The 26,292-nt window shown below is 72.0% G+C and carries 22 protein-coding genes; 7 read left to right on the top strand and 15 right to left on the bottom strand.

The genetic code is table 11. The annotated features are described in order from the left end of the window. Window positions 1-46: 46 nt before the first annotated feature. Window positions 47-946: a lysophospholipid acyltransferase family protein gene (locus tag JOL79_RS34495; protein WP_210158534.1), complete on the bottom strand. Its 900-nt coding sequence runs from the start codon at window positions 944-946 to the stop codon at window positions 47-49. Further along, entirely contained in the window at window positions 943-1,659 is a 717-nt protein-coding gene (locus JOL79_RS26070; protein ID WP_210158533.1) for a GNAT family N-acetyltransferase, read from the bottom strand. The genes JOL79_RS34495 and JOL79_RS26070 overlap by 4 nt, the downstream gene beginning before the upstream one ends. 180 nt (window positions 1,660-1,839) lie before the next feature. Here JOL79_RS26070 and serB point away from each other — a divergent pair, with 180 nt between their 5' ends. Continuing rightward, the gene (gene serB / locus JOL79_RS26065) at window positions 1,840-3,063 is read left to right on the top strand and encodes a phosphoserine phosphatase SerB (protein ID WP_210158532.1); all 1,224 of its coding nucleotides are present in this window, start codon (window positions 1,840-1,842) and stop codon (window positions 3,061-3,063) included. A gap of 27 nt (window positions 3,064-3,090) precedes the next feature. Here the strand turns inward: serB and JOL79_RS26060 are convergent, their stop codons facing one another. The 5 genes from JOL79_RS26060 to JOL79_RS26040 form a co-directional block, all read right to left on the bottom strand. Then, the gene (locus JOL79_RS26060; RefSeq protein WP_210158531.1) at window positions 3,091-5,256 is read right to left on the bottom strand and encodes an FUSC family protein; all 2,166 of its coding nucleotides are present in this window, start codon (window positions 5,254-5,256) and stop codon (window positions 3,091-3,093) included. 61 nt (window positions 5,257-5,317) lie between these two features. Then, complete coding sequence (locus tag JOL79_RS26055; RefSeq protein ID WP_210158530.1) at window positions 5,318-5,818, bottom strand: SixA phosphatase family protein; 501 nt, start codon at window positions 5,816-5,818, stop codon at window positions 5,318-5,320. A 221-nt stretch (window positions 5,819-6,039) separates the two neighbouring features. Further along, entirely contained in the window at window positions 6,040-8,370 is a 2,331-nt protein-coding gene (locus JOL79_RS26050; protein ID WP_210158529.1) for a sodium-translocating pyrophosphatase, read from the bottom strand. Window positions 8,371-8,883: 513 nt separating this feature from the next. Continuing rightward, window positions 8,884-9,312 carry an ATP-binding protein gene (locus JOL79_RS26045; RefSeq protein WP_210158528.1) on the bottom strand — a complete coding sequence of 143 codons (429 nt, stop codon included), beginning with the start codon at window positions 9,310-9,312 and terminating at the stop codon, window positions 8,884-8,886. A gap of 19 nt (window positions 9,313-9,331) precedes the next feature. Next, entirely contained in the window at window positions 9,332-9,682 is a 351-nt protein-coding gene (locus JOL79_RS26040; RefSeq protein WP_030506779.1) for an STAS domain-containing protein, read from the bottom strand. A gap of 147 nt (window positions 9,683-9,829) precedes the next feature. Here JOL79_RS26040 and JOL79_RS26035 point away from each other — a divergent pair, with 147 nt between their 5' ends. Next, window positions 9,830-12,328: a DEAD/DEAH box helicase gene (locus JOL79_RS26035; protein ID WP_210158527.1), complete on the top strand. Its 2,499-nt coding sequence runs from the start codon at window positions 9,830-9,832 to the stop codon at window positions 12,326-12,328. A gap of 56 nt (window positions 12,329-12,384) precedes the next feature. On the opposite strand, the gene JOL79_RS26030 is transcribed toward JOL79_RS26035, so the two are convergent. The 4 genes from JOL79_RS26030 to JOL79_RS26015 form a co-directional block, all read right to left on the bottom strand. Next, complete coding sequence (locus JOL79_RS26030) at window positions 12,385-13,953, bottom strand: hypothetical protein (RefSeq protein ID WP_210158526.1); 1,569 nt, start codon at window positions 13,951-13,953, stop codon at window positions 12,385-12,387. Between the two features lie 167 nt (window positions 13,954-14,120). Then, complete coding sequence (locus JOL79_RS35605) at window positions 14,121-15,053, bottom strand: Rv3654c family TadE-like protein (RefSeq protein WP_307848733.1); 933 nt, start codon at window positions 15,051-15,053, stop codon at window positions 14,121-14,123. Between the two features lie 72 nt (window positions 15,054-15,125). Continuing rightward, window positions 15,126-15,728, bottom strand: coding sequence for a DUF4244 domain-containing protein (locus JOL79_RS34490; protein WP_230985496.1), 603 nt, complete (start codon window positions 15,726-15,728; stop codon window positions 15,126-15,128). A gap of 218 nt (window positions 15,729-15,946) precedes the next feature. Next, window positions 15,947-16,564: a type II secretion system F family protein gene (locus JOL79_RS26015; protein WP_210158524.1), complete on the bottom strand. Its 618-nt coding sequence runs from the start codon at window positions 16,562-16,564 to the stop codon at window positions 15,947-15,949. 87 nt (window positions 16,565-16,651) lie between these two features. Here JOL79_RS26015 and JOL79_RS26010 point away from each other — a divergent pair, with 87 nt between their 5' ends. Beyond that, a complete protein-coding gene (locus JOL79_RS26010) occupies window positions 16,652-16,819 on the top strand; it encodes a hypothetical protein (RefSeq protein WP_210158523.1) in 168 nt (55 codons plus the stop codon). A gap of 74 nt (window positions 16,820-16,893) precedes the next feature. Here JOL79_RS26010 and JOL79_RS26005 read toward each other — a convergent pair whose 3' ends face one another. The 4 genes from JOL79_RS26005 to JOL79_RS25990 all read right to left on the bottom strand — a co-directional run bounded on the left by JOL79_RS26005 (window position 16,894) and on the right by JOL79_RS25990 (window position 21,727). Further along, the gene (locus tag JOL79_RS26005; RefSeq protein ID WP_210158522.1) at window positions 16,894-17,685 is read right to left on the bottom strand and encodes a type II secretion system F family protein; all 792 of its coding nucleotides are present in this window, start codon (window positions 17,683-17,685) and stop codon (window positions 16,894-16,896) included. Continuing rightward, the gene (locus JOL79_RS26000; protein WP_210158620.1) at window positions 17,673-18,815 is read right to left on the bottom strand and encodes a TadA family conjugal transfer-associated ATPase; all 1,143 of its coding nucleotides are present in this window, start codon (window positions 18,813-18,815) and stop codon (window positions 17,673-17,675) included. Before JOL79_RS26000 ends, JOL79_RS26005 begins: the two co-directional genes overlap by 13 nt. A gap of 149 nt (window positions 18,816-18,964) precedes the next feature. Next, the gene (gene ssd / locus JOL79_RS25995; protein ID WP_210158521.1) at window positions 18,965-20,005 is read right to left on the bottom strand and encodes a septum site-determining protein Ssd; all 1,041 of its coding nucleotides are present in this window, start codon (window positions 20,003-20,005) and stop codon (window positions 18,965-18,967) included. Window positions 20,006-20,950: 945 nt separating this feature from the next. After that, the gene (locus tag JOL79_RS25990) at window positions 20,951-21,727 is read right to left on the bottom strand and encodes a Fic family protein (protein WP_210158520.1); all 777 of its coding nucleotides are present in this window, start codon (window positions 21,725-21,727) and stop codon (window positions 20,951-20,953) included. A 278-nt stretch (window positions 21,728-22,005) separates the two neighbouring features. Here JOL79_RS25990 and acs point away from each other — a divergent pair, with 278 nt between their 5' ends. The 4 genes from acs (at window position 22,006) to JOL79_RS25970 (ending at window position 26,264) form a co-directional block, all read left to right on the top strand. Further along, window positions 22,006-23,982 carry an acetate--CoA ligase gene (gene acs, locus JOL79_RS25985; protein WP_210158519.1) on the top strand — a complete coding sequence of 659 codons (1,977 nt, stop codon included), beginning with the start codon at window positions 22,006-22,008 and terminating at the stop codon, window positions 23,980-23,982. A gap of 237 nt (window positions 23,983-24,219) precedes the next feature. Then, the gene (locus JOL79_RS25980) at window positions 24,220-24,717 is read left to right on the top strand and encodes a phage holin family protein (protein ID WP_210158518.1); all 498 of its coding nucleotides are present in this window, start codon (window positions 24,220-24,222) and stop codon (window positions 24,715-24,717) included. Then, entirely contained in the window at window positions 24,707-25,627 is a 921-nt protein-coding gene (locus tag JOL79_RS25975; RefSeq protein WP_210158517.1) for an alpha/beta fold hydrolase, read from the top strand. Before JOL79_RS25980 ends, JOL79_RS25975 begins: the two co-directional genes overlap by 11 nt. 142 nt (window positions 25,628-25,769) lie before the next feature. Continuing rightward, window positions 25,770-26,264 (top strand): DUF309 domain-containing protein, encoded by a 495-nt coding sequence (locus JOL79_RS25970; protein ID WP_210158516.1) that lies wholly within the window; start codon window positions 25,770-25,772, stop codon window positions 26,262-26,264. Window positions 26,265-26,292 lie beyond the last annotated feature (28 nt).

Here is a 26,292-nt window from a genome sequence, read left to right as displayed (position 1 = left end):
GCGGAGGCCGGCGCGAACGAGCGGCCGGGCGCGCCCACCGGCCCGTCTACGCGGCCGCGGCCCGCCGCTCGTGTCCCGTCAGGGCGGTGCGGACGTATGCCTCGGTGGTGTACGCCAGGGTGCGGCGCGCCTCGGGCGACGGCGCGGGACGCGCGAGCCGTACCGCCGGGAAGGCCGTCACTTCGGCGACGAGCCCCCGGAGCGCGACGACCCTGCGGATGGAGGCCGTCAGCGAGTCGTCCCCCACGTAGCACGGGCAGGTGCACAGCCCCTCGCCCTGGCGGAAGCGCAGGGCCAGCGGCCTGACCGGGACACCCGCGTCGATCGCCGCCTGGAACACGGCCGGGCGGAACGCCCCCATCTGCCGTCCACACCAGGTGGTGCCCTCGGGGAACGCCGCCACGCTGTCGCCGTCGCGCAGGGCGGCCGCGACGTCCGCCACCGCGCGAGGCAGGGTGCTCAGCCGTTCCCGGTCGATGAACAGCGCCCCGCCCGCGGTCGCCAGCATGCCGATCAGCGGCCACCGGCTCACCTCGCTCTTGGCCAGCGGACGGCACCGGTTGGTCGCGGCCATGATCAGCGGGTCGAGCCAGGAGACGTGGTTGCACACGAGCAGCGCCGGCCCCTGCTCGTCCGGAACCGCGCGGACGTCGGTGGGCCCGCCCACGAACGCGAACCCGCGGCGAGTCTCGATCCTGACGCCCAGCGCCCGCAGGAGCAGCCGCGACCAGAGCATGGTCCAGCGCATCCGGCGGGCCGTGCCCGACCGGCACAGGACCAGCGCGAGCGGGATTCCGGCGAGGATCGTGAGCACGGTGGCGGTCAGCCGGAGGCCCCGGCGTACGGGCCCGACCACGGCGGCGGGCTCCCCCACGCAGTCGGGCGTGCACGGCGACAGCGGCGTCCAGGGGGAGCTGGTGACCGGCAGATGGGCGATCGCGCTCACAACATGTCTCCCAGGAAGTGCCGCAGGTAGCGGGAGTCGACGTCGGCCAGCGAAAGCAGCACGAAGAAGTCGGCCGTACCGAAGTCGGGGTCGTGGGCGGGCGCGCCGCAGACGAACGAACCGAGCCTCAGGTATCCACGGAGCAGGGACGGCAGCACGAAGCGCTCGGGCCGGGGCACCTTGGCGGGCACCCAGGGGTTGCGCGGCGTCACCCGATACTCCTCGGGGCCGAGAGGCACCCGGTCGACGACCCCGGCGGCCACCACTCCGCCGTCGTCCAGCGGCACCGAGCAGCAGCCGGCGAGCCAGGAGTAGCCGCCGGTGACCATGTAGCGGGCGATCCCGGCCCACATCAGCCCGACGACCGCGCCGGCCCGGTGGTCGGGGTGGACGCACGTGCGCCCCGCCTCCACCAGGTGACCGCGCAGACCGTCCAGGGCGCTCAGGTCGAACTCGCCGTCGGAGTAGAGCCGGTCGGCACGGCCCGGCGCCAGCAGGCGGTAGGTGCCGACCACCATGTCGCCCTCGCGTACGAGCAGGTGGTCGCAGTACGCGTCGAGCCCGTCGACGTCGTACCCGTTTATGGGAGAGTCGAGCCGGGCGCCCATCTCCTCGGAGAACACCTGATAGCGCAGACGCTGGGCGGCGCGGACGTCGGCGGGCGTTTCGGCCAGCCCCACGGTGTACCGGCCGGTGTCGAGGGATATCGTCATGGGCGCGCGTCCTTCCTTCTGGAGGTCTCGCTGGGCCAGGGGGGCCGGCACCTGTGGTGCGGCTGGTGATTATGACGACATGGCGAAATGACCGCCGTCCCTCACATCGGGGGCAGCCAGGCGTCCGCATCGTGAACCTCGTGCACGCATCGCCCAAGCGGCGCAGTAACCTCAAACAACGTGAACCAGCGCACACTCCTGATCACGCTGACCGGTCCGGACCGGCCGGGTGTGACCTCCCGGCTGTTCTCCGTGCTCTCCGGATTCCCTGTGACAGTGGCCGACGTCGAACAGGTCGTGATCCGTGGGCGGCTCACCCTCGGTGTCCTCGTCGCGTACGCGGGCGGGCCCCCGACCGGCACCGGCGGCACGATCGGCGGCCTGTGGACCGCGGTCGAGCAGGTCGCCGCCGACCTCGACATGGACCTTGAGATCGCCACAGGCACGATCTCCAAGGAGAAGCGCCGGCGCGGGCGGCTGCACGTCACGGTGCTGGGAGCGCCGCTCCTGCCCGCCGCGATGGCCGGGATCTCCGGCCGGGTCGCCGCGAGCGGCGCCAACATCGACCGCATCGAGCGGCTGTCGAGTTATCCCGTGACCTGCATCGAGATGGCCGTGTCGGGCGCTGACCCGCAGGCCCTGCGGGCCGAGCTGGCCGCCGAGGCGGCGGCGCAGCGGGTCGACGTGGCCGTCCAGCGCAGCGGGCTGCACCGCCGCGCCAAGCGGCTCATCGTGATGGACGTCGACTCGACGCTGATCCGCGACGAGGTCATCGAACTGCTGGCCAAGCACGCCGGCTGCCTCGACGAGGTCGCCGAGATCACCGAACGGGCCATGCAGGGCGAGCTCGACTTCGCCCAGTCGCTCGTCAGGCGGGTGGCCCTGCTCGAGGGCCTGCCGGAGGACGTCTTCGGCAAGGTCGCCAAGGAGCTCGTGCTCACGCCGGGTGCGCGCACCCTCGTCCGGACCCTCAAGCGGCTCGACTACCGCTTCGCCATCGTCAGCGGCGGGTTCACGCAGATCACCGACGCCCTCGTCGCCGACCTCGGCATCGACTACTCGGCCGCCAACACCCTTGAGGTCGTCGACGGGCGGCTCACCGGCCGGGTCGTCGGCGAGATCGTCGACCGGCCCGGCAAGGCCCGCGCGCTGGAGCGGTTCGCCGCCGAGGCGGGCATCCCCCTCAGCCAGACGGTGGCCATCGGCGACGGCGCCAACGACCTCGACATGCTCGCCCTCGCGGGGCTCGGCATCGCGTTCAACGCCAAGCCGGTCGTCCGGCAGGCCGCCGACACCGCGCTCAACGTGCCGTACCTGGACTCGATCCTCTACCTGCTCGGCATCTCGCGGGAGGAGGTCGAGGCGGCCGACGCCGAGGACGGCGTGCCGCCCACGGCCGACTGACCTGCCGACCATCCCGGCCATGGGGTCTCAGCGCGCGGCGAAGGCCCCGGTGGCCGCGTGCGCGAGCCGTACGGCGTCGTCGTGCAGCGAGCGCAGCGCCTGGTCGACCGCGGCCAGGTGCGCCAGGGAGCGACGGACCCGTATCCGCGTGCCGCCACCCGGCTCCGGGGCCGCGAGCCGCTCCTCGGCGGCCGCGCCCACCCACGCCGCGTCGTCGGACAGCCGCCGGTCGACCTCCGCGGAGCCGTCGTCCGGCTCCCCGCTCCTGACGTCCTCGGCCACGGCTGCCAGCCGGTCCGCGATCGCGTCGAGCACATCCGGCACCGGCCCGGCCTCCAGTGCCTCAACCTCCGGCGCCTCCCCCCGCCCGTCAACCACAGGCCCGTCCCACAGCACCGACATGAGCGTGATCGAGTCGTCGCGCACCCGCTGGGCGGCGTCCACGGCACCCGCCACCTGGGCGTAGCCGGTTCCGCCGGGCTCCTGCGCGACGGAACGGAGTGAGGCCGCGACCATGTCCGCGTCCACTCCGGCCTTCCGCAGCCGCTCCTCGACCTTCTCGACGCGCGCCTTTCCCCTGCTCAGCTGGGCGATCGCGCGTACGGCGGCACCGTGCGCGTCGAGCATGCGGGCGACCCGCTCGGCGAGCCGCACGCTCTCGCCCCTGGGCCAGAGCAGGCGGGTGCAGGCGATGGCGATGAGGCCGCCGATCACGGTCAGCACGATCCGCGACTCCGCGACGCTGGCGGTCTGCCTGACCTGGAAGTCAAGCAGCAGCAGCACGCACATCGTCATGAACGTGGCCCAGTAGGCGTGATGCGCCGACGCCAGCCCGAACGCCAGCGCCGCCGAGACTCCGATCAGCAGGACGAGCGTCCAGTGGCCGGGGGCGTAGTGCAAGATCACCGCGGAGGCGATTCCGCCCACCGTGCTGCCGCCGATGCGGGCCCACACCCTCGCCCGGGTCTCGCCGTACGTGGGCTGGATGGTGACCAGGACCGCGATGACCAGCCAGTGTGGGAAGGCGGGATGGAAGATCACGATTATCAGGGAGGCGAAGGCCGTCCCGAGCAACACCCGCACGGCGTGCCGTACGCGCGGGTTGCCGAATCCGAGCTCGGCCCGGAGGCCGGAGCCCCGCAGGGCGGTGGGCAGGGTAGCCGGCAGGGCGGCCGGCAGGGCGGCCGGCAGGGCGGCGAGAGGCGGCAGCGAGAGGCCGGGCACGCACAGCAGCCGGGCCGCGGCCGCCGCCTCCGACAGCGTCCGCGCGATGCGCCCCGCTGACTGGGCGATCTGCCGCAGCAGGACGTGGATCGCCTCGTCACGCTCCCCGCCGTCCGAACGGGCCCGCAGGTCGTCGGCGCGGCGGGCGAAATCGGCGATCAGCGGCTCGTCCACGGGCGGGCACTCCGGCAGATACCCGCGCAACGCCAGGACGAGCGAGGTGACCAGACCGTCCAGGCCCACCGTCGCGCCCACCTCGGGCGCCCGGCGGTCGAGGGTGCCGGCGAGCCCACGGATGGCGATGATCTCGTGGAAGACCCGCCGCAGGGCGATCGACACCTGCCGTACGAATGGGGAGCGCCGCTGCCATGGGTGCCGGGCGTGACTCGCGCGGACCTCGGCGAGGGCCTGGGCGGCGCGGCGGCGCAGGCGGTCCCACTCCGCCGGGTCGGTGCCGGGCGGGCCGACCGCCTTGGCGAGGTCGGCCAGCGCCTCCGTGGCCGCGGAGAGCGTCGTGATGAGGGGGCGGGTCCGCCGCCAGGGCCAGGGCAGCGTGAGCAGCACCGCGGGCAGCAGGCCGCCGAGCATCTGGAGGGCGATGTGTGCCGGCGGGTCGATCGGCGGGCGGTTGGCGGCCGTGAGCAACAGGGTGAGCGCCGCGGTGACGCCGACAGGGCGGATCAGGCCGCCGATGCCCGCAAGCGCCGACGCGAGCATGACCATCAGCCAGCTGCGGCCCGAGGCCAGGAGTCCGAGGGACGTGCCGACACCCACGGAAAGATCCACCAGCAGCAGGTACGGCGTGCGCACCCCGGCCGGGTCGAGGATCGAGCGGGCCGCGACCAGCCACGCGCCGAGACCGACGGTGGCCCCCGCCGCCGGATGCCCGGTGACCAGGCCGACGACCAGCGGGATGACGACTCCGGCGGCTCCGGTCAGACCGAAGCCCAGCGCGAGGCGGGGATCCACCGGCCGCGACGCCCGAGCGGTGATGAAGTCTGTGATGCGCAGGTCGCCCCCCTACCCCGGCTCAGGGACGGAAACTCCCGACCAGTCGTCCCGCCCCCGGTCCCGCCTCCTCCCACGGCCCGGCCAGCTCGATCACGGCGAGGGCCGCGGGCGGGAAGCCGTCGACCTCGCCCCGCGTAAGGGAGACGACCAGCTCGTGTACGCCCGGGTTGTGGCCCACCAGCACGAGAGTGCCGACGGCCGGATCCGTACGGCGGATGAGGGCGAACAGATCCTCGGGATAGGCCTCGTAGATGTCGCGCTCGATCTCGATCGGCGCGTCGAGGCCGAGGAGCTCGGCCGTCCGCCGTGTCCGTTTCGATGGGGAGGCCACGACGAGGTCGGGTTCGAGCGGTCTGACCCGGTCGCCGGCGTTCCGCGCGTCGCGCTCGCCCCGGCCGGTCAGGGGACGCTCACGGTCGGGCAGCCCCGGAGCGTCGCCAGCCTTGGCGTGCCTGACAACGACGAGCGTCCGGGCGCCCGGCGGCCACCCGTTCGCCGCTTCGCCCGTCCGGCCGCTCATCCCGACGCCCAGATGGCGAGACCCACGATCACTGCGAACATGGCGGTCATGGTCAGGAGGATCAGCGCGAGGCTCCGCCCGCCGCTGGGCTTGTCCATAGCTGACAAGTGTATGAAGAAGGTCCCCCGCTCCAGGAACGGGGGACCTTCGGGTCCGTACGGAACATCAGGCGCACTGTGTCACCAACGCGCCGTTATCAGGGGCCGATCAGTGGCCCGTGATCAGTGGGCGACGGGCTGCGACGTGCGCTCCTCGTGGGAGTCGCCCGACGTGGCGATGCTCGTCGAGCGGCGCTTGGACACGACGACCGCGGCCACGACCACCGCGACCGCGATGACCGTCGCGCCGACGCGGACCCCGACGTTGTCGGCATAGGTCACGACGGCCGGCGCGATCAGCAGCGCGACCAGGTTCATCACCTTGATCAGCGGGTTGATGGCGGGACCGGCCGTGTCCTTGAACGGGTCGCCCACGGTGTCGCCGATGACCGTGGCGGAGTGGGCCTCCGAGCCCTTGCCGCCGTGGTGACCGTCCTCGACCAGCTTCTTGGCGTTGTCCCAGGCGCCGCCCGAGTTGGCCAGGAAGACCGCCATGAGGGTGCCGGCCGCGATGGCGCCGGCCAGGTAGGCCCCGAGCGGGGCGTACCCGAGCGCGAAGCCGACGGCGATCGGCGTGAGAACGGCCAGCAGACCGGGCGTGGCCAGCTCACGCAGCGAGTCGCGGGTGCAGATGTCCACGACGCGGCCGTAGTCGGGCAGCTCGCTGCCGTCCATGATCCCCGGCTTGCTGCGGAACTGCTCGCGCACCTCGAAGACGACCCGGCCGGCCGCGCGGCCGACCGCGCTGATCGCCAGGCCCGAGAACAGGAACACCACGGCCGCGCCGACGATCAGGCCGACCAGGACGTTCGGGGAGTCGACGGACAGGCTGAAGTTGGCGAACGAGCCCAGCGCGTCCTTCACGCCCTGCGACGCCGTCGCCAGCTGCGCCTCGACCGCCGTACGGAACGACCCGAAGAGGGCGGTCGCGGCGAGCACCGCCGTGGCGATGGCGATGCCCTTCGTGATGGCCTTCGTCGTGTTGCCCACGGCGTCGAGCGAGGTGAGGACGCGGGCGCCCTCCCCCTCGACGTCGCCCGACATCTCGGCGATGCCCTGCGCGTTGTCGGAGACCGGCCCGAACGTGTCCATCGACACGATCACGCCGACCGTCGTGAGCAGGCCGGTGCCGGCCAGGGCGACGGCGAACAGGGCGATGGTGACGTTGCCGAAGCCCAGCAGGAACGCGCCGTAGACGGCGCCGCCGATGAGCAGGGCGGAGTAGACCGCGGACTCCAGGCCCACCGAGATACCGGAAAGGATCACGGTCGCCGGGCCGGTGAGCGAGCTCTCGCCGATCTCCCGCACCGGACGGCGGTTGGTCTCGGTGAAGTAACCGGTGAGGATCTGGATCGCGCTGGCCAGGACCAGGCCGATGAGCACCGCGCCGATCGCGATCAGGCGCGGGTCACCCGACAGCGAGGAGATCTGCCCGCTGACGCCGGAGAGCCCGGAGAAGCTCGACGGGAGGTACGCGAAGGCGGCGACCGCGACCAGCACCGCCGAGATGGCGGCGGAGATGAAGAAGCCGCGGTTGATGGCGGCCATGCCCGAGCGGTCGCCGCTGCGCGGCGCGGTGGTGAAGATGCCGATGACAGCGGTGATCACACCGATCATCGGGACGATCAGCGGGAAGACCAGGCCCTCGGTGCCGAAGGCCGCCTTGCCCAGGATGAGGCTCGCGACGAGGGTGACGGCGTATGACTCGAACAGGTCGGCCGCCATGCCGGCGCAGTCGCCGACGTTGTCGCCCACGTTGTCGGCGATGGTCGCGGCGTTGCGCGGGTCGTCCTCGGGGATGCCCTGCTCGACCTTGCCGACCAGGTCGGCGCCGACGTCCGCCGCCTTGGTGAAGATACCGCCGCCGACACGCATGAACATGGCGAGCAGCGCGGCGCCGAACCCGAAGCCCTCCAGGACGTTCGGGGCGTCGCCCTTGTAGATGACCACCACGAGCGCGGCGCCCAGCAGGCCGAGACCGACGGTGAACATGCCGGCCACACCACCGGTGCGGAACGCGATCCGCATCGCGACCTTCTCACCGGCCTCGCGGGCGGCCGAGGCGACGCGCACGTTGCCGCGCACGGCGAGCCACATGCCGGTGAATCCGGTGAGCGCGGAGAAGACCGCGCCGACGACGAAGAACACCGACCGGCCGATTCGTTCACCCATCGAGTCGGCGGGCAGAAGCAGCAGCAGGAAGGGAATGACGACAACGAAGATCGCTAGTGTGCGGAACTGCCGCGTCAGATACGCGGCGGCGCCCTGCTGAACGGCCCTCGCGATGTTCTGCATCCGCTCGGTGCCCTGTCCGGCTCCGAGCACCTCACGCACCAGTCCGCCGGCTACGGCCAGCGCGAGTAGCGCCACGACGGCGACTACTACGACAAGGGTGAGATGGGATCCATTGAGGGCAACCGCTGCGCCTTCGTCAGCGGCTAGATAGGCAGACATCCGTCCTCCTCGGCCAGACGGGGTTTCGGGTCCTGCCCGGAGGGCGCTGCTGACAATCCGTGGCCTCGCGACGCACTGCCGGGCGGTTGGCATGTGCCGCTTCCGGTTGCATCCGCAATACCTTGGCCGGTGCCGGGAGTCTACGCACGGAGCTCGCGGATATGAAGGCCCTGAGGCCCGTTGATCGATGCGCCGTCCAGTAATGGCGGAACATTTGCTCCGCTATGTAGCCCTATTGACCAGGGTCTTCGTCATCGGCCAGCAGATGACCATCATGTTTCGGAGACTCAGTTGTAACCGTATCGGACGGCCGAAAGGTTTTCCCTGCCGGAACGAGTGATCGAGTGTCGCGGCGATGGCGACACTCGATCCCGGCATGGTCCGCGGTGCGGGGAGGATTGGCGTGGGGTACGGCGGGGTTCAACGCATGGCGGGTACAGCGCCCGCGGTCGGCTCAGACGACCTGAGGCGAGACGTTCCGCGGGCGGCTCAGGAGGAGACTCAGGACGCGGCTCAGACGACGGTGAGACCGTTGGGCGACGCGGGCCAGCTCATGCGGATGCGCATGCCCTTCGGCCCGGGTGACACCTCGACCTCGTCGGCCAGGCCGGCGATGACCGCGATTCCGAGGCCGGCCATCTCGGGGATGGCGCCTCCGTTCGGCTCGGTCAGATCCGGCTTGACGTCTTCGCTCGGGGCCGAATCGGTCACGGTGACCTCGAAACGTCCCCCGTCGTCACGTAAGTCGATGCGAACGGGCTCCGCCGGGCAGTGGAGGCGATGCGCCTCCACAGCCCGCGAGCACGCCTCTCCGACGGCGAGCCGCACCTCGTCCAGAAGCTCCTCCGCCACTCCGGTACGCCGGGCGATCGCGGTCGCGACCAGCCGCGCGGTACGCACATGGGCGGGCAGGGCGGTGAACGTCAGCTCGACGGTGGCCATGGTGCTTGTTCCTCGGCCGTCACTTGTCCCGGCCGTGGGCTTCCTTGGCCTCCTCGACGGAGGCGTAGATCCCGAAGACCTTCGTCAGACCGGTGATGCGGAAAATCTTCAAGATCCGCTCCTGTGTGCAGACGAGCTCCAGGGACCCGTCGTGCGCCCGCACCCGCTTGAGGCCGCCGACCAGCACACCAAGACCAGTCGAGTCGAGGAAGTCCACCTTCTCCATGTTCACGAGCAGGTGGAAGTTGCCCTTGTTGACCAGGTCGATCAGCAGCTCACGCAGTCTGGGCGCGGTGTAGACGTCGATCTCACCCTCGACATCCACGATGGTGAGATTGTCTTCGGAATGGTGGTCCAACTTCAGATCCACAGATCCTCCAGCGCCTTACTTGCGTAGGTCTCCATGCGGATCGAACATCCTGGTAGCTCCAGAACGACGACCCTGACGCGCGGCATTCAACCACGCGGCGACTCCGTGTCTATACGAAATCACGACTCCGGGCGACTCTCCCCGCAGATGCCAAACTGGAAACCAGTGACTCCGACTTCTTCCTCTTCGTACCGAACAGGCACCCTCCTCGCCCGCCTGCTCGCGGCTCCCGCGCGCCAGGGGCGGGTCACCCATGTGGAGCATGTTCCAGCACGTCAGGCGGGTCAAGCCGAGTGGCCAGACTGGGCCCCGGAGCTTCTGGTCTCGCGATTGACGAATCAAGGCATATCAGGACTTTGGCCGCACCAACTCGAGGCCGCCGACCTGGTACACCGTGGCCGAAACGTGATCATCGCCACAGGCACCGCGTCGGGAAAGTCGCTGGCCTACCTCCTTCCGGCCGTCTCGGAGGTCTTCTCCGGCGGCACCGTGCTCTATCTCACCCCGACCAAGGCGCTGGCCGCCGACCAGCTCACCTCCCTGCGCCGGCTCCGGCTCACCCAGGTGCGGGCGGCGACGTTCGACGGCGACACCCCCGCGGAAGAGCGGCAGTGGATCCGCCAGAACGCCAACTACATACTGACAAATCCCGACATGCTCCATCGATCGGTCCTGCCGAGGCACCAGTCCTGGACGTCCTTCTGGCGGCGCCTCCGGCTCGTGATCGTGGACGAGTGCCACGGCTACCGGGGGGTCTTCGGCTCCCACGTCGCCCAGATCCTGCGCCGGCTGCGCCGGGTCGCCGCCCGGTACGGCGCGCGGCCGGTCTTCCTCCTGGCCTCCGCCACGGCGAGCGACCCCGGCGTCGCCGGAAGGCGCCTCACCGGCCTTGAGATGGCCGAGGTGACGACGGACGCGTCCCCACGGGGCTCAACCACCTTCGCCCTCTGGGAGCCTCCCCTGACCGACCTGCGGGGCGAGGGGGGCGCACCCGTGCGCCGTACGGCGACGGCAGAGGCGGCCGACCTGCTCGCGGACCTCGTGATCGAGGACGTCCGCACGCTGGCGTTCGTCCGGTCGCGCCGCGCGGCCGAGACCGTCGCCCTCGCCGCCCGGCGGCACCTGGAGGAGATCGAAGACCTCGAGTACGCCCACCCCGGCGCGCCGGACGGCGGCGTCGACGAAGCCTCCGATCCGGATACGGACACGGACGCGGACACTGGGCGGGAGGGCCCGAGCGATCCGGCGATGGCGGCAGTGCCGGCAGACCCTTCAGCGGCGGCGGGCCAGGGCGCGGAGCGGCCCGGACGGCTGGCCGACAAGGTGGCGGCCTATCGGGCGGGATACCTGGCCGACGACCGGCGCGTGCTGGAGAAGGCGCTGCGTTCCGGTGAACTGACCGGGCTCGCGACCACAAACGCGCTCGAACTCGGCGTGGACGTGTCGGGCCTCGACGCCGTCCTGATCGCCGGGTGGCCCGGCACCCGGGCCTCCGTCTGGCAGCAGGCGGGCCGGGCGGGACGCGCCGGGCAGGACGCCCTGGCCGTGCTGATCGCTCGCGACGACCCGCTGGACACCTACATCGTCCACCATCCCGAGGCGCTCTTCGGGCAGCCGGTCGAGGCGACCGTGCTCGATCCGGACAATCAGTACGTGCTCGCACCGCACCTGTGCGCGGCCGCAGCGGAGATTCCCCTCACCGAGGACGACCTGGACATCTTCGGCCCCGCGGCGGCCGGGGTGCTCGACGACCTCGTGAGCCGGGGCATGCTGCGCAGACGACCGGCGGGGTGGTTCTGGACGAGCCGGGACCGGGCCGCCGACCTGGCCGACATCCGGGGCTCCGGAGGATCACCCGTCCAGGTGGTCGAGGCGTCGACCGGGCGCCTCCTGGGCACAGTGGACGAGTCCTCCGCGCACACCGCCGTCCACGCCGGTGCCGTGTATCTGCATCAGGGCGAGACGTTCGTGGTCGACCTGCTGGATCTCGACTCCGGCGTCGCCCTGGTCACCGCCGGCCAGCCGGACTACTCGACCTTCGCCCGCGACGTCACCGACATCCGGGTGCTCGAATCGGAGCGGTCGCGGCCCTTCGGCCCCGGTGAACTGCACTTCGGGAAGGTCGAGGTGACCAGGCAGGTCGTGTCCTTCCTCAAGCGGCGGACCCAGAGCGGGGAGGTTCTCGGGGAGGAGCCCCTCGACCTGCCGCCCCGCACGCTGTGCACCAGGGCCGTCTGGTGGACTCTCCCCGACACCGCGCTCACCCCCCTGGCCGAGAATTCCGGGAGCAGGCCCGTGGACCTCGGAGGCGCGGCCCACGCCGCGGAACACGCGTCCATCGGCCTGCTGCCGCTGTTCGCCACCTGCGACCGCTGGGACATCGGAGGCGTGTCGACCGAGCTCCATCCCGACACGGGCCTGCTCACCGTCTTCGTGTACGACGGCCACGACGGAGGCGCCGGCATCGCCGAGCGCGGATACGCCCGGGCGTCCGAGTGGCTCGCCGCGACCCGGGAGGCCATCTCGGTCTGCGAATGCGAACGAGGCTGTCCATCGTGCATCCAGTCGCCGAAATGCGGGAACGGCAACGAACCCCTCGACAAGGCGGGCGCCATCCGCCTCCTCGACGTCCTTCTACGCCCCTGACCGCGAGCCGATCGAGCCCAGCGATCGAGCCCAGCGATCGAGCCCGGCGATCGAGCTCAGCGATCGACGCGAGCGCCGGGCAGCGCCTCGTCCTCCTCCATCCAGACGTCAGGCTCGGGCTGCCGCAGCGGGAGCCGTCGTACGTTGTCGCCGCGGAGATCTTCCGGCTCCGGAGTCGCGGGCGCCGCGACGGTGTCGGGGGCAGCGGTGCCAGCAGCCGAGGCGGGGGCAGTCGTGGGGGAGGAGGCAGTCGTGGCGGGACCGGCAGGGTCGGTGGTCGCGCCAGCGCTGGTGACGGCGGTAGAGGCTTCAGCCGCTGTGGAACTCTCGGTCGTGGAAGCCCCGGTCGTGGAAGCCCCGGTCGTGGAAGCCCCGGTCGTGGAACTCTCGGTCGTAGAGGGCTCGGCGGGGGAAGCCGCGGTGGTGGTAGGCCCAGCCGCAGAGGGCTCGGCGGGGGAAGGCCCGGCGGTGGACGTGGCCAGGATGACGGTGGGACGCCGGGTGATGAAGCCCGCGCCGTTCACCGTGGTGGCGGACGACCTCGCGGGTGCCAGGGCGGGCGAACCCGTCGCCGGGTCGACCCCGGCCCCGGACCGGCCGCCGTCGCCCGCGACCGGTGACGCGGGAACGGGCGCGGCCCTCCGGCGCACCATCAGCGCACCAAGATGAGCTCCCACGAGCAGCAGCACGACCGCTATCGCCACATAAACCCAGGGATTGAGACCGCCGAGCAGCCCGGAGGATGCCTGCGCGTCGAGGCCGACGGCCGATCGTGCCGGAACCGGCTCCTGACCCGCCTGGCTCACCTGCGGCAGGCGAAGCCCCTCGCCGGGGTCGGCGGACAGCGTGGGGACGACCGGGGCCACATGCGTGGGAATGCCGCCGCGCGTGTTCGTATGCGCCGTCCGGGGCTTGGTGGCCTCCGTGCCGGACTTCGCCGTGGCCGCCGGTGACGGCTTCGGCGAGGCTTTGGCGGCCGGAACACCGACATAGGCCGCGGACCTGGCCGAGCCCACCTCGCCGCCCTGGCCGTCCGAGCGGATCGCCCGGACCGCGACATCCACCTTCTGGCCAGCCGCGCTCTTCGGGACCGTGAGACTCGCCTGGCACAACCCGCCGGAACAGGCCGTGTCCACCGGCACCGAGCCCGCCTTGGCGAGCTTGGTGGAGGACACGTCGTAGGCCCGGAGATCGGGTTCGGGTCCCCTGGCCCAGGTTACGACGATCCTGGACGGATCCTTGAGCTGCGCCTCCACGCCGCTCGGAGCCTCGGGCGGTCGGCTGAGCACGAACGTCGAGGTGGCGTAGGTCTTGTGCGTAATCTCTCCGTAGAGGCTGACGGTGAATGTGCCGTTGGGCGCGTTTCCGGGGTCGAAGGATCCGCTGAGCGTCTGGTCGGCACCGCCCGAACCGATCTTCTGGCGCCCTACGGACGGGCCCTCGACGTAGAGGGCCATGCTGACCTGATACCAGTCCGTCCGTGCCGAGATGTTCACTGGACCCGCGGCGCGCACGACCTCTCCGGCCGCGGGGGAAACGATCTCCCCGTCGACCGCCGCGGCAGGGCGGGCGCCGACGATCAGCGCGGACACCATGGCCAGCGGCGGGAGGAGCACCGCAGCCACATACCTGCGAACCCTGGGCACGACGCATCCCTTCGTCGAGAGTGGTCCGGTCACCCCACCTCAGCCGAATCCCGCTCGGCAGCGGAGAGCAAGCGGCACCTTACGGCAGCAGGTCACTTTTGGACAAAAAGTCCAAGAAGTCGTGATTCTATTGCGACAGACACGCCTCAGGCGTCCGCCGCCACGGGGCCCGCTCGGGCGGTCCCGGTCGCCGTACGGCTCCCGAGCAACGCGACGGAGAACCGCACCCCGGTCGAGACGGAGGCGATCCCGTGTGAGACGGAGCAGGAGGTGAGACGGGCGCCGTTCGCCTCGGAGACGGCCGACGCCCGCCCGCACGCGTCCTCGGGCGACGCCAGAGCCCAGGAGGCCGCGGCGAGCGCGCCGAGATCGGCCGCGCTCTGTGCCCGATGTCGGGCGACCCGAGCGGCGCCGGTCTCGACGACGACCATGGCGACCGCCCACACCGCCACCATGAGAGTCACGGTCCACACCGTCGCCGAGCCCCGGTCTCTCCGCGTCTCTCCCTGTGCCTCTCTCCGTCTCCGCGTCGCGCACCGTGTCCCTCTCCGCGTCGCGGTCCGAGGCGACCCCCGCCCGCACGACAGGCCTGCGGCACCGATCAGGTCAAGGGATCCTGGCAGGGCGGAGGCCGGCAGTGGCGTCCCGGCATCTGGAGGAGGCGATCCCGGCGCGGGAACGGCCGGCGGAGGAACCAGACCGGGTTCGGTCATGGTGACGGCATGGGCCGCGACGGTCAGCCGCGGGAGCGTCACCGGCCACGAGGACCGCACGGGGGCCGACACCTCGACTTCGACCGTTCCCGTCCCGTAGGACACCCGAACCCGCGCCCCGAGCGGCGCGGTCTTCCTCACGATGGACCGCACCGTCTCCGGCGTCTCGCCCCTTGCCGCGGCCCGCGCACCCACCCGAGCCGCGTCCTCACACTCCAATCGGGCCCCGACCACCGCTACGGCCCAGAGCGCGGCGGCCAGTACCACCACGAGGGCGGGGAGCGCGACCGCCGTCTCCGCTGTCACGGAACCGGTCTCCCCCCGGCCGCGTCCACTGGTCCGGCGGCCCGCGCCGTCGACGCCCATGCTTCCTCCCCGTCCGTCCCACTGCCGTGACCCTGAGTCCTCATCCCTGAAGGGGGTGGAATGCCCGGTCGCTCAGGCGGCCAGCTTCAGCGCCTTCTGAATGAGGGCGGCGAGCATCGACCGGACCTCGGCGCTGGTCACCACCTTGAAGAGCAGCGCGGCGAAACCGCAGGCGGCAATGGTGCCCACGGCGTACTCCGCGGTCGACATGCCCGCTTCGGCCCTTTCGCGTGCCGCCACGACGCGTCGCAGCCCCATCGCACGCAAGCGCGCACCTCCACGGAGGAACGGCGCGAGATCGATCCGGGCGAACCGGCTCATGCCCTCTCCGCCGGTCGAGCGCAGATACCGGACCGGCGCCAGGAGCCTGATCAGCCGGGTCCACCGGCTGATCCGGCGGTGCCGGCTCCGCCCCGGAGATCTCGGCGCCACCGAACGGGGGCTCCGCTGAGCCACGGGAGCCGCATGCCGGGGACCCCTGCGCTGGGGGCCCGGCTGCCGGAGACCCGCGTGCTGGAGACCCGTGTGCTGGAGACCCGCGTGCTGGAGACCGGGCTCCGCGCCGCCCAGCGTGGCCGGGGAGAGCTCGGTGCCCGGCGCAGGCGGGGACGGTTCGGTGCCCGGTGCGGTGTGGGAGGGCGCGGCGTCCGCCGGCTCGATCGTCCATCCGTTCATGGATTCCTCCTGACGGGGCGACGGGCAGTCCCTCCGCCCGTGCAGGTCAAGGGTGCGCGACGGGGGGTTCGCCGAATGGAACCGTACGGCGCTCTGTGGAAAACGAGTCGCCTGTGGACTGCGAAGGAAACCACCCCAGAACAGCGATTTCGCGGCTTGTCCCGCCGGGATGTCCACAGCTGTGGAATCGGTCATCCACAGCTGTGGAACACCGGTCGTCACGGCAGCGCGATCTCCGCGGCGAGTCCCGCCACCACGGGGATGATCCCGAGAAACACGAATGCCGGTAGGAAGCAGAGCCCGAGCGGGGCGACAACCTGGACGCCCGCCCTCCGGGCGGCGGCCGAGGCCGTTGCCCGCGCGGCAAGACGCGCGTCGTCCGCGAGCCGGGTGAGAACGTCGGCCAGAGGCGCTCCGCTCCGTGCCGCCCGCGTCATCGCGCGCGCGAGTGGTGCGAGCGAAGGATCGGCGCCCAGCGCCTCCCACGCCTCCGTGGGATCGGCCCCGAGCCGGATCTGTGTCGCGGCCCAGGACAGACTCTCGCCGAGGGGCCCGCCTATCGCCCGTGCCGTCGCGTCGACGGCACGGCCCAGTGGCTGCCCCGCCCGCATACACGAGGCCATCAGGTCGGCGGCGAAGGGCAGATCGGCGGTGACGCGTTCTCTCCGGTGCCGGGCCTGCGGCGTCTCCCGCCGCGCCGCCATCACGATCGCCGCCGCTGCGAGCACCGCGCCGACCGCGATACCCGCGAAGCCGCCCACCAGGAGGGCACCGGCCAGGGCGAGCGGCCCGGCGATCAGAAGTCCGGGAGGGGGCCGTCCGGCTCTGACGCGCATTCGGCCGTCTCGGGCGGTGCCTGGTCCCAGGTACGCATCAGCTGGAAGGCCGTGGCGGAGGTCAAGGGCGTCCCGGGGAAAGCCACCGTGCAGACCAGAGCCACCGTGCAGGTGCAGACGAGAGCCACCGTCAGAGCCACCGTGCAGACCAGAACCTCCATGCAGGTCAGAGGCGCCGTACGGGGCGTGGGCGCCGGGGCGAGACTTCGTGGCGCCGGCACCGGGTCTGAGCGCGGCCAGTCGCCGAGCGGGTGAGGGCCTGGCCGGCCACAACCAGATGCCGGCCCCGACGAGAATCCCGGCGAACAGTGCGTTCCCGAGCAGCGCGTTCACGAGCCGCGGCCTCCATTTCCGGGCATCTCTTCGGCCCGAGCCACCAGGCGCCTGGTCCACCACACCCCGGCCGCGTCGAGCGCGCCACCCGTTACCAGGCAGGCGATGCCGGCGGGCCCTCCCACCAGGAAGGTCAGGGGATTCATGCCGAGACCGGCGCCCATCAGCAGACCGAGCAGCGGTAGGACCGCCAGCATGCGCGCCGTCGCGCGTGGACCAGCGAGCTGTGCGGCCACGTCCTGCCGGTGCGCCTCGGCCTCCCGCAGCGACACGCCCAGCCGCTCGACGAGGGCCGTGAGGCCGCCTCCGACCGTGACGGCGACCTCGTAACAGGCCGCCAGCCGGCGGAGACCTTCTCCCCCCGCCTCCGGGGCCGCGCGCCGGAGCGCGGCGGCGATGTCACCGCCGTCCCTGGCCGCGGCCGTCACCGGGACCAGCACCGCCGGATCCGGCGGGTGGATCGACGAGATCGCTCTGGCCAGCGCGTCGCCCGGCGTACGGCCCGCTGCCAGTTCGGCGGCGAGGCCCTGGCACAGCTCGATGAAGGCGCCCCGCCAGGCGGCGGCCCCCGCAGTGACCCCCGCAGTGACCCCCGCAGTGACTCCCACAGCGGTCCCCGCTGCGGTTCCCACGGTGAGCCCGCGCGGGACCGTGAACGCCCGTTTCCACCGGGAGGCGTTCCCCGGGCCGGCCGCTCCGAGGAGCGGGCGCAGCCGGGCGCGGACGGCGTCGGGGCCGCTCCAGACCCAGGCGGCGATCATCGCGGCGAGAACGGCTAGGACGGCCACCGCGCCTCCCCGTGCCGGGCGCACCGTGACCCGAGCGTCTCGTACGACGGTCCGGCGTGCGGCGTGCCGTCGGCGGCGAACGTGACGGCGGGCACCGCCACGACGAGTCCGGACGGCTCACGGTGAAGGAGACAGATTTCGGCCACCCGTCTGCGTCCCCCACCGGGGTCGCGGACAAGGTGGACGACCACGTCGAGCGCCGCGCCGATCTGGCTGTGCACCGCTTCCCGGGACAGCCCCGCCGCGCAGGCCAGAGCCTCAAGCCTGGCGGGCACGTCGGCCGCGTTGTTGGCATGGAGCGTGCCGCAGCCGCCTTCGTGGCCCGTGTTCAACGCGGCCAGGAGATCGACGACCTCGGCGCCTCTGACCTCGCCGACGGCCACCCGGTCCGGGCGCATGCGCAGGGCCTGCCGGACGAGCTCGCGCAGGCCGACCCCGCCCGCGCCTTCGAGGTTGGGCGGCCGTGCCTCCAGCCGTACGACGTGGGGGTGCCGAGGATGGAGTTCCGCCGAGTCTTCGACCAGCAGCAGCCGCTCACCCGGATCGGTGCAGGACAACATGGCGGACAGGAGCGTCGTCTTGCCCGTGCCCGTTCCGCCCGTGACGAGGAACGCCAGCCGCGCCGTCATGATTGCCCGGAGCATCGCCGCGCCGCCGTGGGGAACGAGCTCCTCGACCGTGAACGTCCTTCTCGGCGGGAGGCGGAGAGACAGGCACGTGCCCTCGGGCGCCACCGGCGGAAGCACCGCGTGCAGCCGCACGCCGCCCGCCAGACGCGCGTCGACATAGGGGCAGGCGTCGTCGAGCCGTCGTCCGGCCGCCGCGGCGAGGCGCTGGGCGAGCCGCCGGACGTCCTCGTCGCCGGGGAAGGTCACCGCGGTCCGGCGCAGCCCACGGCCGTCGTCGATCCAGACCTGGTCGGGGCCGTTCACCAGGACGTCCGTGACACCGGGCTCGGCCAGCAGCGTCTCAAGCGGTCCGGCTCCGATGAGGTGCGCGCGGAGGATGCGGGCGATGGCGAGCACCTCGGCGTCTCCCAGAACCGCCCGCTCGGCCCGCAGGGCCGCGGCGACCTCGGCCGCGGTGGGAGGAGCACCGGACCGCGACAGGCGCACCCGCACCGACTCCATCAGTTCGGGTGCGACCGCCGGCTCCCGGGCCGGCCGATCGGCGCGCGGGTCCACGCCCGGATCGGCGTCCACGCGGGAGTTCCCCCCGAGATCGCCGATGGCAGTGGGCAGGCCCGAGCCGGCCCGGCCGGACGCCTGCCGGGAACCGCTCATGACAGGTCCGCCAGAGACGCGAGCAGCTCCGAGCAGAAGCGGCCCAGTGGAGTGCGGCCGAGCGGAGGCGGATCACCGCGGTCGAGCGTCTCGACCAGCGCGCGGACCTCGGGGACGACTCCGGCGGACGGCAGGCCGGCGGAGCCGGCGGCCACGTCGGGCTCCACGGTGCCGGCGCGCAGGACCCCACGCAGCTCGCCTGTGTGACGCCGGAGCATGGCGACGGTCTGGGCAGCGGCCAGCACTCCGCGTAGATCGGCGCGGACCACGACGAGGGTCGTCGCGGCCCGGGCCAGGGCTTCCGCCGCCGCCTCGCCGACGTGCCGGGGAAGATCCACGACGACGAGGTCACAGCCGCGTTGGGCCGCGTCGAGCACGGCCCGCATCGCCTCAAGCGGTATCGGCCCCGGTTGGCCGCGGTGCCACGACAGCACGGTCAGTTCGCCGAATGTCGGGAGCGCGCCCTGCAGGGCGGCGAAGCTGACCCGTCCCTCTCTGCCCACGATGTCGGGCCAGCGGGCGCCCACCGCCTCCTCCTGCCCGAGGACCACGTCGATGCCGCCGCCCAGCGGATCGGCGTCGACGAGGAGCGTCCGCGATCCCGCTCGGGAGGCGGTCAGGGCCAGTGACGTGGCGAGCACGGTCGCTCCGGCCCCGCCCCGGCCGCCGACGACGCAGACCACGGTGCCGGCTCTGGCCAGCGGCTCCACGGCGTCGCCCAGTTCTTCGACCAGCAGGCGCTCGGCCCGGGGCAGCTCAAGCACGCCGCGCGCCCCCACCGCGACGCACCGCCGCCACATCTCGGGGTCGCCGGTGGTCCTGGTGACGATGACGACGTTCGGCCGGGCGGGCGGCCCAGTGGCGGCGAGGTCGTCGGCCAGGTCGTCCCCCACCACGACGAGCGGAGCCCGGCCCCAGTGCGGCCGGGCCTGTGCCGCCGCGCGCGCGATCTCCAGCTCGACGCCCGCGGCGGCCGCGATGCGAAGGAGGTCGTCGAGCAACTCCCGATCGTCGGTGATGGCCAGGGGGCGGTGCACGGCTGTCTCCTCTCGTCCGGAGGTAGGTCCGGAAGAACGCCAGAAAGAACGTCCGGGAGAACAGGGTGCGTGGGAGCGCGGTGAGGCCGGGAAGGCGAATGCCGTTCTGTGGACGGGCGGGCGCCTGTGGACGGACCGGGGCCGGATGGCAAAGCGGGCCAGGCTAGGAAGCGGGCCGGGCTAGGAAGCGGGCCGGACAGAGATACGAGGCCAGGTGGCGAGACGCCGCGTGACAAACCCCGGCAGAAATGGGCGACCCCCGCCGGGGGGGAGAGCGGGGGTCGCCGAGCGGTCCGGCTCTGGGGGGGTAGAGCCGGTCCCGTGTTAGAAGAAAGCTTTATTCATGTACCAGGAGCATGGCAAGAGCTGTCAAACTCCGGCTCGCGAACGGGTCATCCCCACAGGAAGGACACACGTATGCTGCCTGACCGACGAGACGTTCGTCGAGCGCCATCTCACATCTGAGTAATTTTTTTTCCAGCAGTCAGTGTTGCATGTCGGCACGGCTGGCCGCAATGCCCCGCAGGGCTCCTGTGCCCCTCCGGACGCTTGCGGCTTTCACATTCCCATAAATGGGTAGATCACATCAATAGCTGACATACCGCCACCAAGCGGACACATGGCCGTAATCGGGGGTCCCAGTAAAGGTCTTGGCGGGAGGCTTTCCCCCACTGGGAAACCGACGTAGAAAGGGGGTGCGGGCCGCTGAGCCCGCGTACGGCCACCGGGCACCCACGCGCGACCAGCCGCGGGAGGCGTGCCGAGACGGGCTCGACCCGATCCGGCAAACAGAGGTGCACGCTTGGTAACCCGGTGAGACGTACGGCGACGGCGTTCCAGACCAGGGACGCCGTTCGCTTGTGCGGGGCAGACTCACCGGTCCCCGGCAGCCCCTCGGCGAAGTCTCCGGTAGATCCCCAGCGGAGCCACCCGTCGATCCTCGCGTCAGCGGGAGAGGGCCTCGCAGACCGCGACGGCCTCCCGCGCACCCAGGACGACGGCGTCCGCGCAGTGCCGCACCCAGGCGCCGACGCCCTCCCCCGTGCCCTTCAGGTATGACCGCAGCCCTTCGGCGTACGCGTCGCCGAGCTCGAAATGCCCCATCTCGACCGCGTCCAGCGATTTCGGGTCGAGTCCGAACTCGACGAGTATGAGCCGCTGCGCGGCCCTCGCGACCAGGCCGTCGGCCGTCCCGAACGGCCGCAGCACGGCCAGCTCGGCGTGCACGATCGATGCGGTGACCAGCGCCGGCGCCGTCGTCGCGCCCGACGCCAGATCGGCAAGGGCGGACATCCGGGCCGCGGTCTCCTCCGGGCCCGGCGCCGGCCCGAGGCCGAGGGGATCGACCGAGGTGGGCGTGGTCCTCGGGCGTCCGGGCGCGTCCGTGAGCCCGACCGCCGCCAGCGCGTGCAGGCGGGCGAGGGCCTGGCGGGGGGCCGACCGCCACACCCCGGCGAGCCGCCCCAGCTCGGCCGACACCCGCAGCGCGCCCTGGACGACCGGATCGGTCACCTCACCGCGCCGTACCGGATCGAGCGGGACGTCGACCCCTTCCAGCGCGGCGGAGGCGCGGGCGCCGCGCAGGGCCGACTCCGCCGAGACCTCCGGGCTCCGCCGCCGCAGCACCCGGTGCCGGTAGAGCCGGTCGATCGCCTCACGGGCCTCTCGTACGGCCTCCGGAACCCCCGGCAACTCGGCGATGGCCGCCAATGGATCGCTCACGCCCACCGACCTTACCGGCGGGTAGGGGGTCGTTCGGCGAGGAGGTGCGGCCGTTCAGCGCAGTGAACCGGGGAGCCGAGGCACCACCCCGGCGTATCACTAAATTTCCTCTATAGCGCGACTACCTCTGCTAACAGCCGAGGCGGCGCATTGTGCGCCACCGGCCTCGATTACTTGTACTTGACACCCCGCGCCTGGTGAAGTGGGACCGGACATACCCCGGCTTGGCCGAGGCGGCCGACCTAAGCAGAACACGGGACGTTGTGAAGGAGTACGCAGTGGCCACCGAGACCCCCGGTCAGGAGACCCAGGAGACGCTGTCGAACCTGCTGAGCGAGACGCGCCGGTTCGCCCCACCAGCCGACCTGGCGGCGGCCGCGAACGTCACGGCGGAGGCCTACGAGGAGGCCGCCGAGGATCGCCTCGGGTTCTGGGAGCGCGCCGCGGACCGGCTCACCTGGGCCAGGCGCTGGGACACGACCCTCGAATGGGAGCCCCCGTTCGCGAAGTGGTTCGTGGGCGGCCGGCTGAACGTCGCGTACAACTGCGTCGACCGGCACGTCGAGGAGGGCAGGGGCGGCAAGGTCGCCTTCTACTGGGAGGGCGAGCCGGAGGACGACAGCCGTACGATCACCTATGCCGACCTGGCGAAGGAGGTCGCGAAGGCCGCGAACGCGCTGGAGGAGCTGGGCGTGCGCAAGGGCGACCGGGTCGCCGTCTACATGCCCATGATCCCCGAGCTGCCCATCGCGCTGCTCGCCTGCGCCCGCATCGGCGCCATCCACTCGGTGGTCTTCGGCGGCTTCTCGGCCACGGCGCTGAAGAGCCGCATCCACGACGCCGACGCCAAGATCGTGATCACGGCGGACGGCGGATTCCGCCGCGGCGCACCGAGCGCGCTCAAGCCCACGGTCGACGAGGCCGTCGCCGAGTCGCCCGGCGTGGAGCACGTGCTCGTGGTCCGCAGGACCGGCCAGGACGTGCCGTTCGGCGACAAGGACGTCTGGTGGCACGACCTCGTCGACCGTCAGGCCGACACGCACGAGCCCGTCCCTCACGACGCCGAGGACCCGCTCTACATCCTCTACACGAGCGGCACCACCGGGAAGCCGAAGGGCATCCTGCACACCACGGGCGGCTATCTGACCCAGGTCGCCTGGACCCACCACGCCGTCTTCGACCTCAAGCCCGAGACGGACATCTACTGGTGCACGGCCGACATCGGCTGGGTCACCGGGCACTCCTACATCGTGTACGGCCCGCTGGCCAACGGCGCCACCAGCGTCATCTACGAGGGCACCCCGGACACCCCGCACCGCGGCCGGTTCTGGGAGATCGTGCAGAAGTACAAGGTCACGATCCTCTACACGGCCCCGACGGCCATCCGGACGTTCATGAAGTGGGGCGACGACATCCCGGCGAAGTTCGACATGTCGTCGCTCCGGGTGCTCGGCTCGGTGGGCGAGCCCATCAACCCCGAGGCGTACGTCTGGTACCGCGAGCACATCGGCGCCGGACGCTGCCCGGTGGTCGACACCTGGTGGCAGACCGAGACCGGCGGCATCATGATCAGCCCGCTGCCCGGGGTCACCGCGGGCAAGCCGGGCGCCGCCATGCGCCCGCTGCCCGGAGTCGTGGCCGACGTGGTCGACGATCAGGGCAACTCGGTCCAGAACGGCGGCGGCGGCTTCCTCGTCGTACGGGAGCCCTGGCCGTCCATGCTCCGCACCATCTGGGGCGACGACAAGCGGTACGTCGACACCTACTGGTCGCGTTTCGACGGCATGTACTTCCCGGGCGACGGCGCCAAGCGCGACGAAGACGGCGACCTGTGGCTGCTCGGCCGCGTCGACGACGTCATGCTCGTCTCCGGCCACAACATCTCGACGACCGAGGTGGAGAGCGCGCTGGTCAGCCACCCGAAGGTCGCCGAGGCCGCGGTCGTGGGCGCGACCGACCCGGTGACCGGCCAGGCCATCGTCGCGTTCGTGATCCTGCGGGGCGGCGCCGACGAGAGCGGGGACATCGCCGGCGAACTGCGGGCGCACGTGGCCAAGACCCTCGGGCCGATCGCCAAGCCCCGGCAGATCATGGTCGTCCCCGAGCTGCCCAAGACCCGCTCGGGCAAGATCATGCGCCGCCTGCTCCGCGACGTCGCGGAGAACCGCTCTCTGGGCGACGTCACCACGCTCACCGACAGTTCCGTGATGAATTTGATCGCCGAGAAGCTGCCCAGCGCCAAGAGCGACGACTGAGCCGAGCTTGACAGGGGATGTCTCTCGGGGACGCCGGTCCCCGGGGATGTCCCCGGTTGTCCCCCGAGCCGCTCCGGCGACGACTCGGGGGCCAGACCGCCGGCGGAGCCGTGATCCGCGAGGCGGAACGCCGAACGGAACCCCTAGGGAATCACGGAGCGTATCCACAGGCATCGCATGCGCGTGCGCGGGACGGACACGGAATGATGTTTGATAGTCGCAGATAGGAGGTGTCCGATGCCTGAGGACGAATCGCTCGGCGCGCTGGTCGCCCAGGCGAGCCATCACATCTCGACCCTCGTCCGCTCGGAGATCGAGCTGGCCAAGGCCGAGCTCAAGTTCGACGCGAAGCGGGTCGGCATGGCCTCCGGGCTGTTCGGCGCCGCCGCGTTCATGGGGCACCTGTGCCTGATCCTCGCCTCGTTCGCCATCGCGTACGGGCTGATAGCGGCCGGTCTGGCCGCGTGGCTGGCGTTCACCGTCGTCACGGTCTTCTATCTGCTCGTGGCCGCGCTCCTGGTCTTCATCGGTTACCGGCGGCTGAAGGGCCTGGCCGGGATGAAGCGGACCGTACGGAGCCTGCGCGGCCTCAAGGGCGACGGCGAGACGCCCGAACTCGCGGCCGAGCGCTGGGTGGGTCCCACATCGGCGGAGAAGGCGCCCGGGCGGCCGTACACCGGGCCGACGGCCGGCGAGGTGGGCGCGCACCGGGAGTCCGTGACCGATGCCGGCTGACGAGAGCATGGTCCAGGTCGACGGCCCATGGAGCCATCGGACGGTGCACGCGGGAGGCACCCGGTTCCACGTCGCCGAGGCGGGCGAGGGCCCGCTGGTGCTGCTGCTGCACGGCTTCCCCCAGTTCTGGTGGACCTGGCGACACCAGCTCGTGTCGCTCGCCGAGGCCGGCTACCGCGCCGTGGCCCCCGACCTGCGGGGATACGGCGCCAGCGACAAACCGCCGAGGGGATACGACCTGCCGACGCTCGCCGTCGACGCCGCGGGGCTCGTCCGGGCCCTCGGCGAGACCGGAGCCATCGTGGTCGGGCACGACTGGGGCGGCCTGCTCGCCTGGACGATGAGCGTGGTCGACCCCAAGGTCGTCCGCCGCCTGGTGCCGGTCTCCGCGCCGCACCCCGTCCGGCTGTGGGCCTCCCTGTTCACCGAGCCCTTCGGGCAGCTCAGGGCGAGCCGCTACGCCCTGGGCTTCCAGATCCCGCTCCTGCCCGAGCGCCGGCTCACCCGCAACGGCGGCGCGCTCGTGGGGCGGCTGATCGAGCGGTGGTCCGGCCCTGAGCGGCCCTCGGAGGCCGCCACCCGCGTCTATCAGGACGCGCTGCGGATCCCAGCGGCGGCGCACTGTGCCCTGGAGTACTACCGGTGGCTGGCCCGCTCCCAGTTCCGGCCGGACGGATTCCGCTACATCCGCCAGATGCGCACCGAGATCGAGGCGCCGACGCTGCAACTGCACGGGGCCCTCGATCCCTGCGTCCTTCCCCGTACGGCCCAGGGGTCGAGCCGGTTCGTCGCGGCGCCGTACCGCTGGCGACTCGTGGAGGGCGCGGGCCACTTCCCCCACGAGGAACGTCCCGAGCAGTTCGACGCCGAGCTGATCTCCTGGCTGAACGACCCCGAGCCCGACCGCTGACCACGGCTCCCCGCTCTCCGGACGGCGGTTGGGGTGCCCACCTGCTCGAATCCACAACGCGATCGAGCAGACTCTTGTAGAAATGTGCCCTGAAGTGCCCGGACTACCAGGCGGCCGTGATGACCCCACCCGCGGAGGGACCATGCGTGACCGTGACGAGGCGGGACGACCCCGCAGCTCCCGTCCGAGGGACGAGTACGGCAGGCCGCTGCCGCGTGGCGCGCAGGGCGTTCCCCGCGTCCCGGACGACTACTCCCCCGGCGCCCGGCAGGCCCTTGAGGAGGCGAGGCGGCTCCTCGCCGCCGAGCGGCCCTTCCACGCGCACGAGGTGCTGGAGGCCCGCTGGAAGACCGGTCCGGACGAGGAGCGGGAGCTCTGGCAGGGCCTGGCCCAGATCTGCGTGGGGCTCACCCATGTTCAGCGCGGCAACCTGTCCGGCGCCGCGGCGCTGCTGACCAGGGGCGCGGCCCGGCTCGGCGTGTACGGCTCGCGGCGGCCGTACGGACTGGATCTGCGGGCGCTGGCGCTGGCGACGGACCGGCTGACGGCGGAGATCGACGCGGGACTGGCCGACGCGGGCGGCGCCATCGCCACGGTCCTTGCGCATCTCCACGACGACGCGGCCTCCCGGGGCTGAGGTCCCCCTGTCCCCGGCCGGACGGATC

This window comes from Microbispora oryzae (assembly GCF_017896165.1).
GTDB lineage: Bacteria > Actinomycetota > Actinomycetes > Streptosporangiales > Streptosporangiaceae > Microbispora > Microbispora oryzae.
Note: the sequence above shows the minus strand (reverse complement) of the source record. Positions and strands in the feature narration are given on the sequence as shown.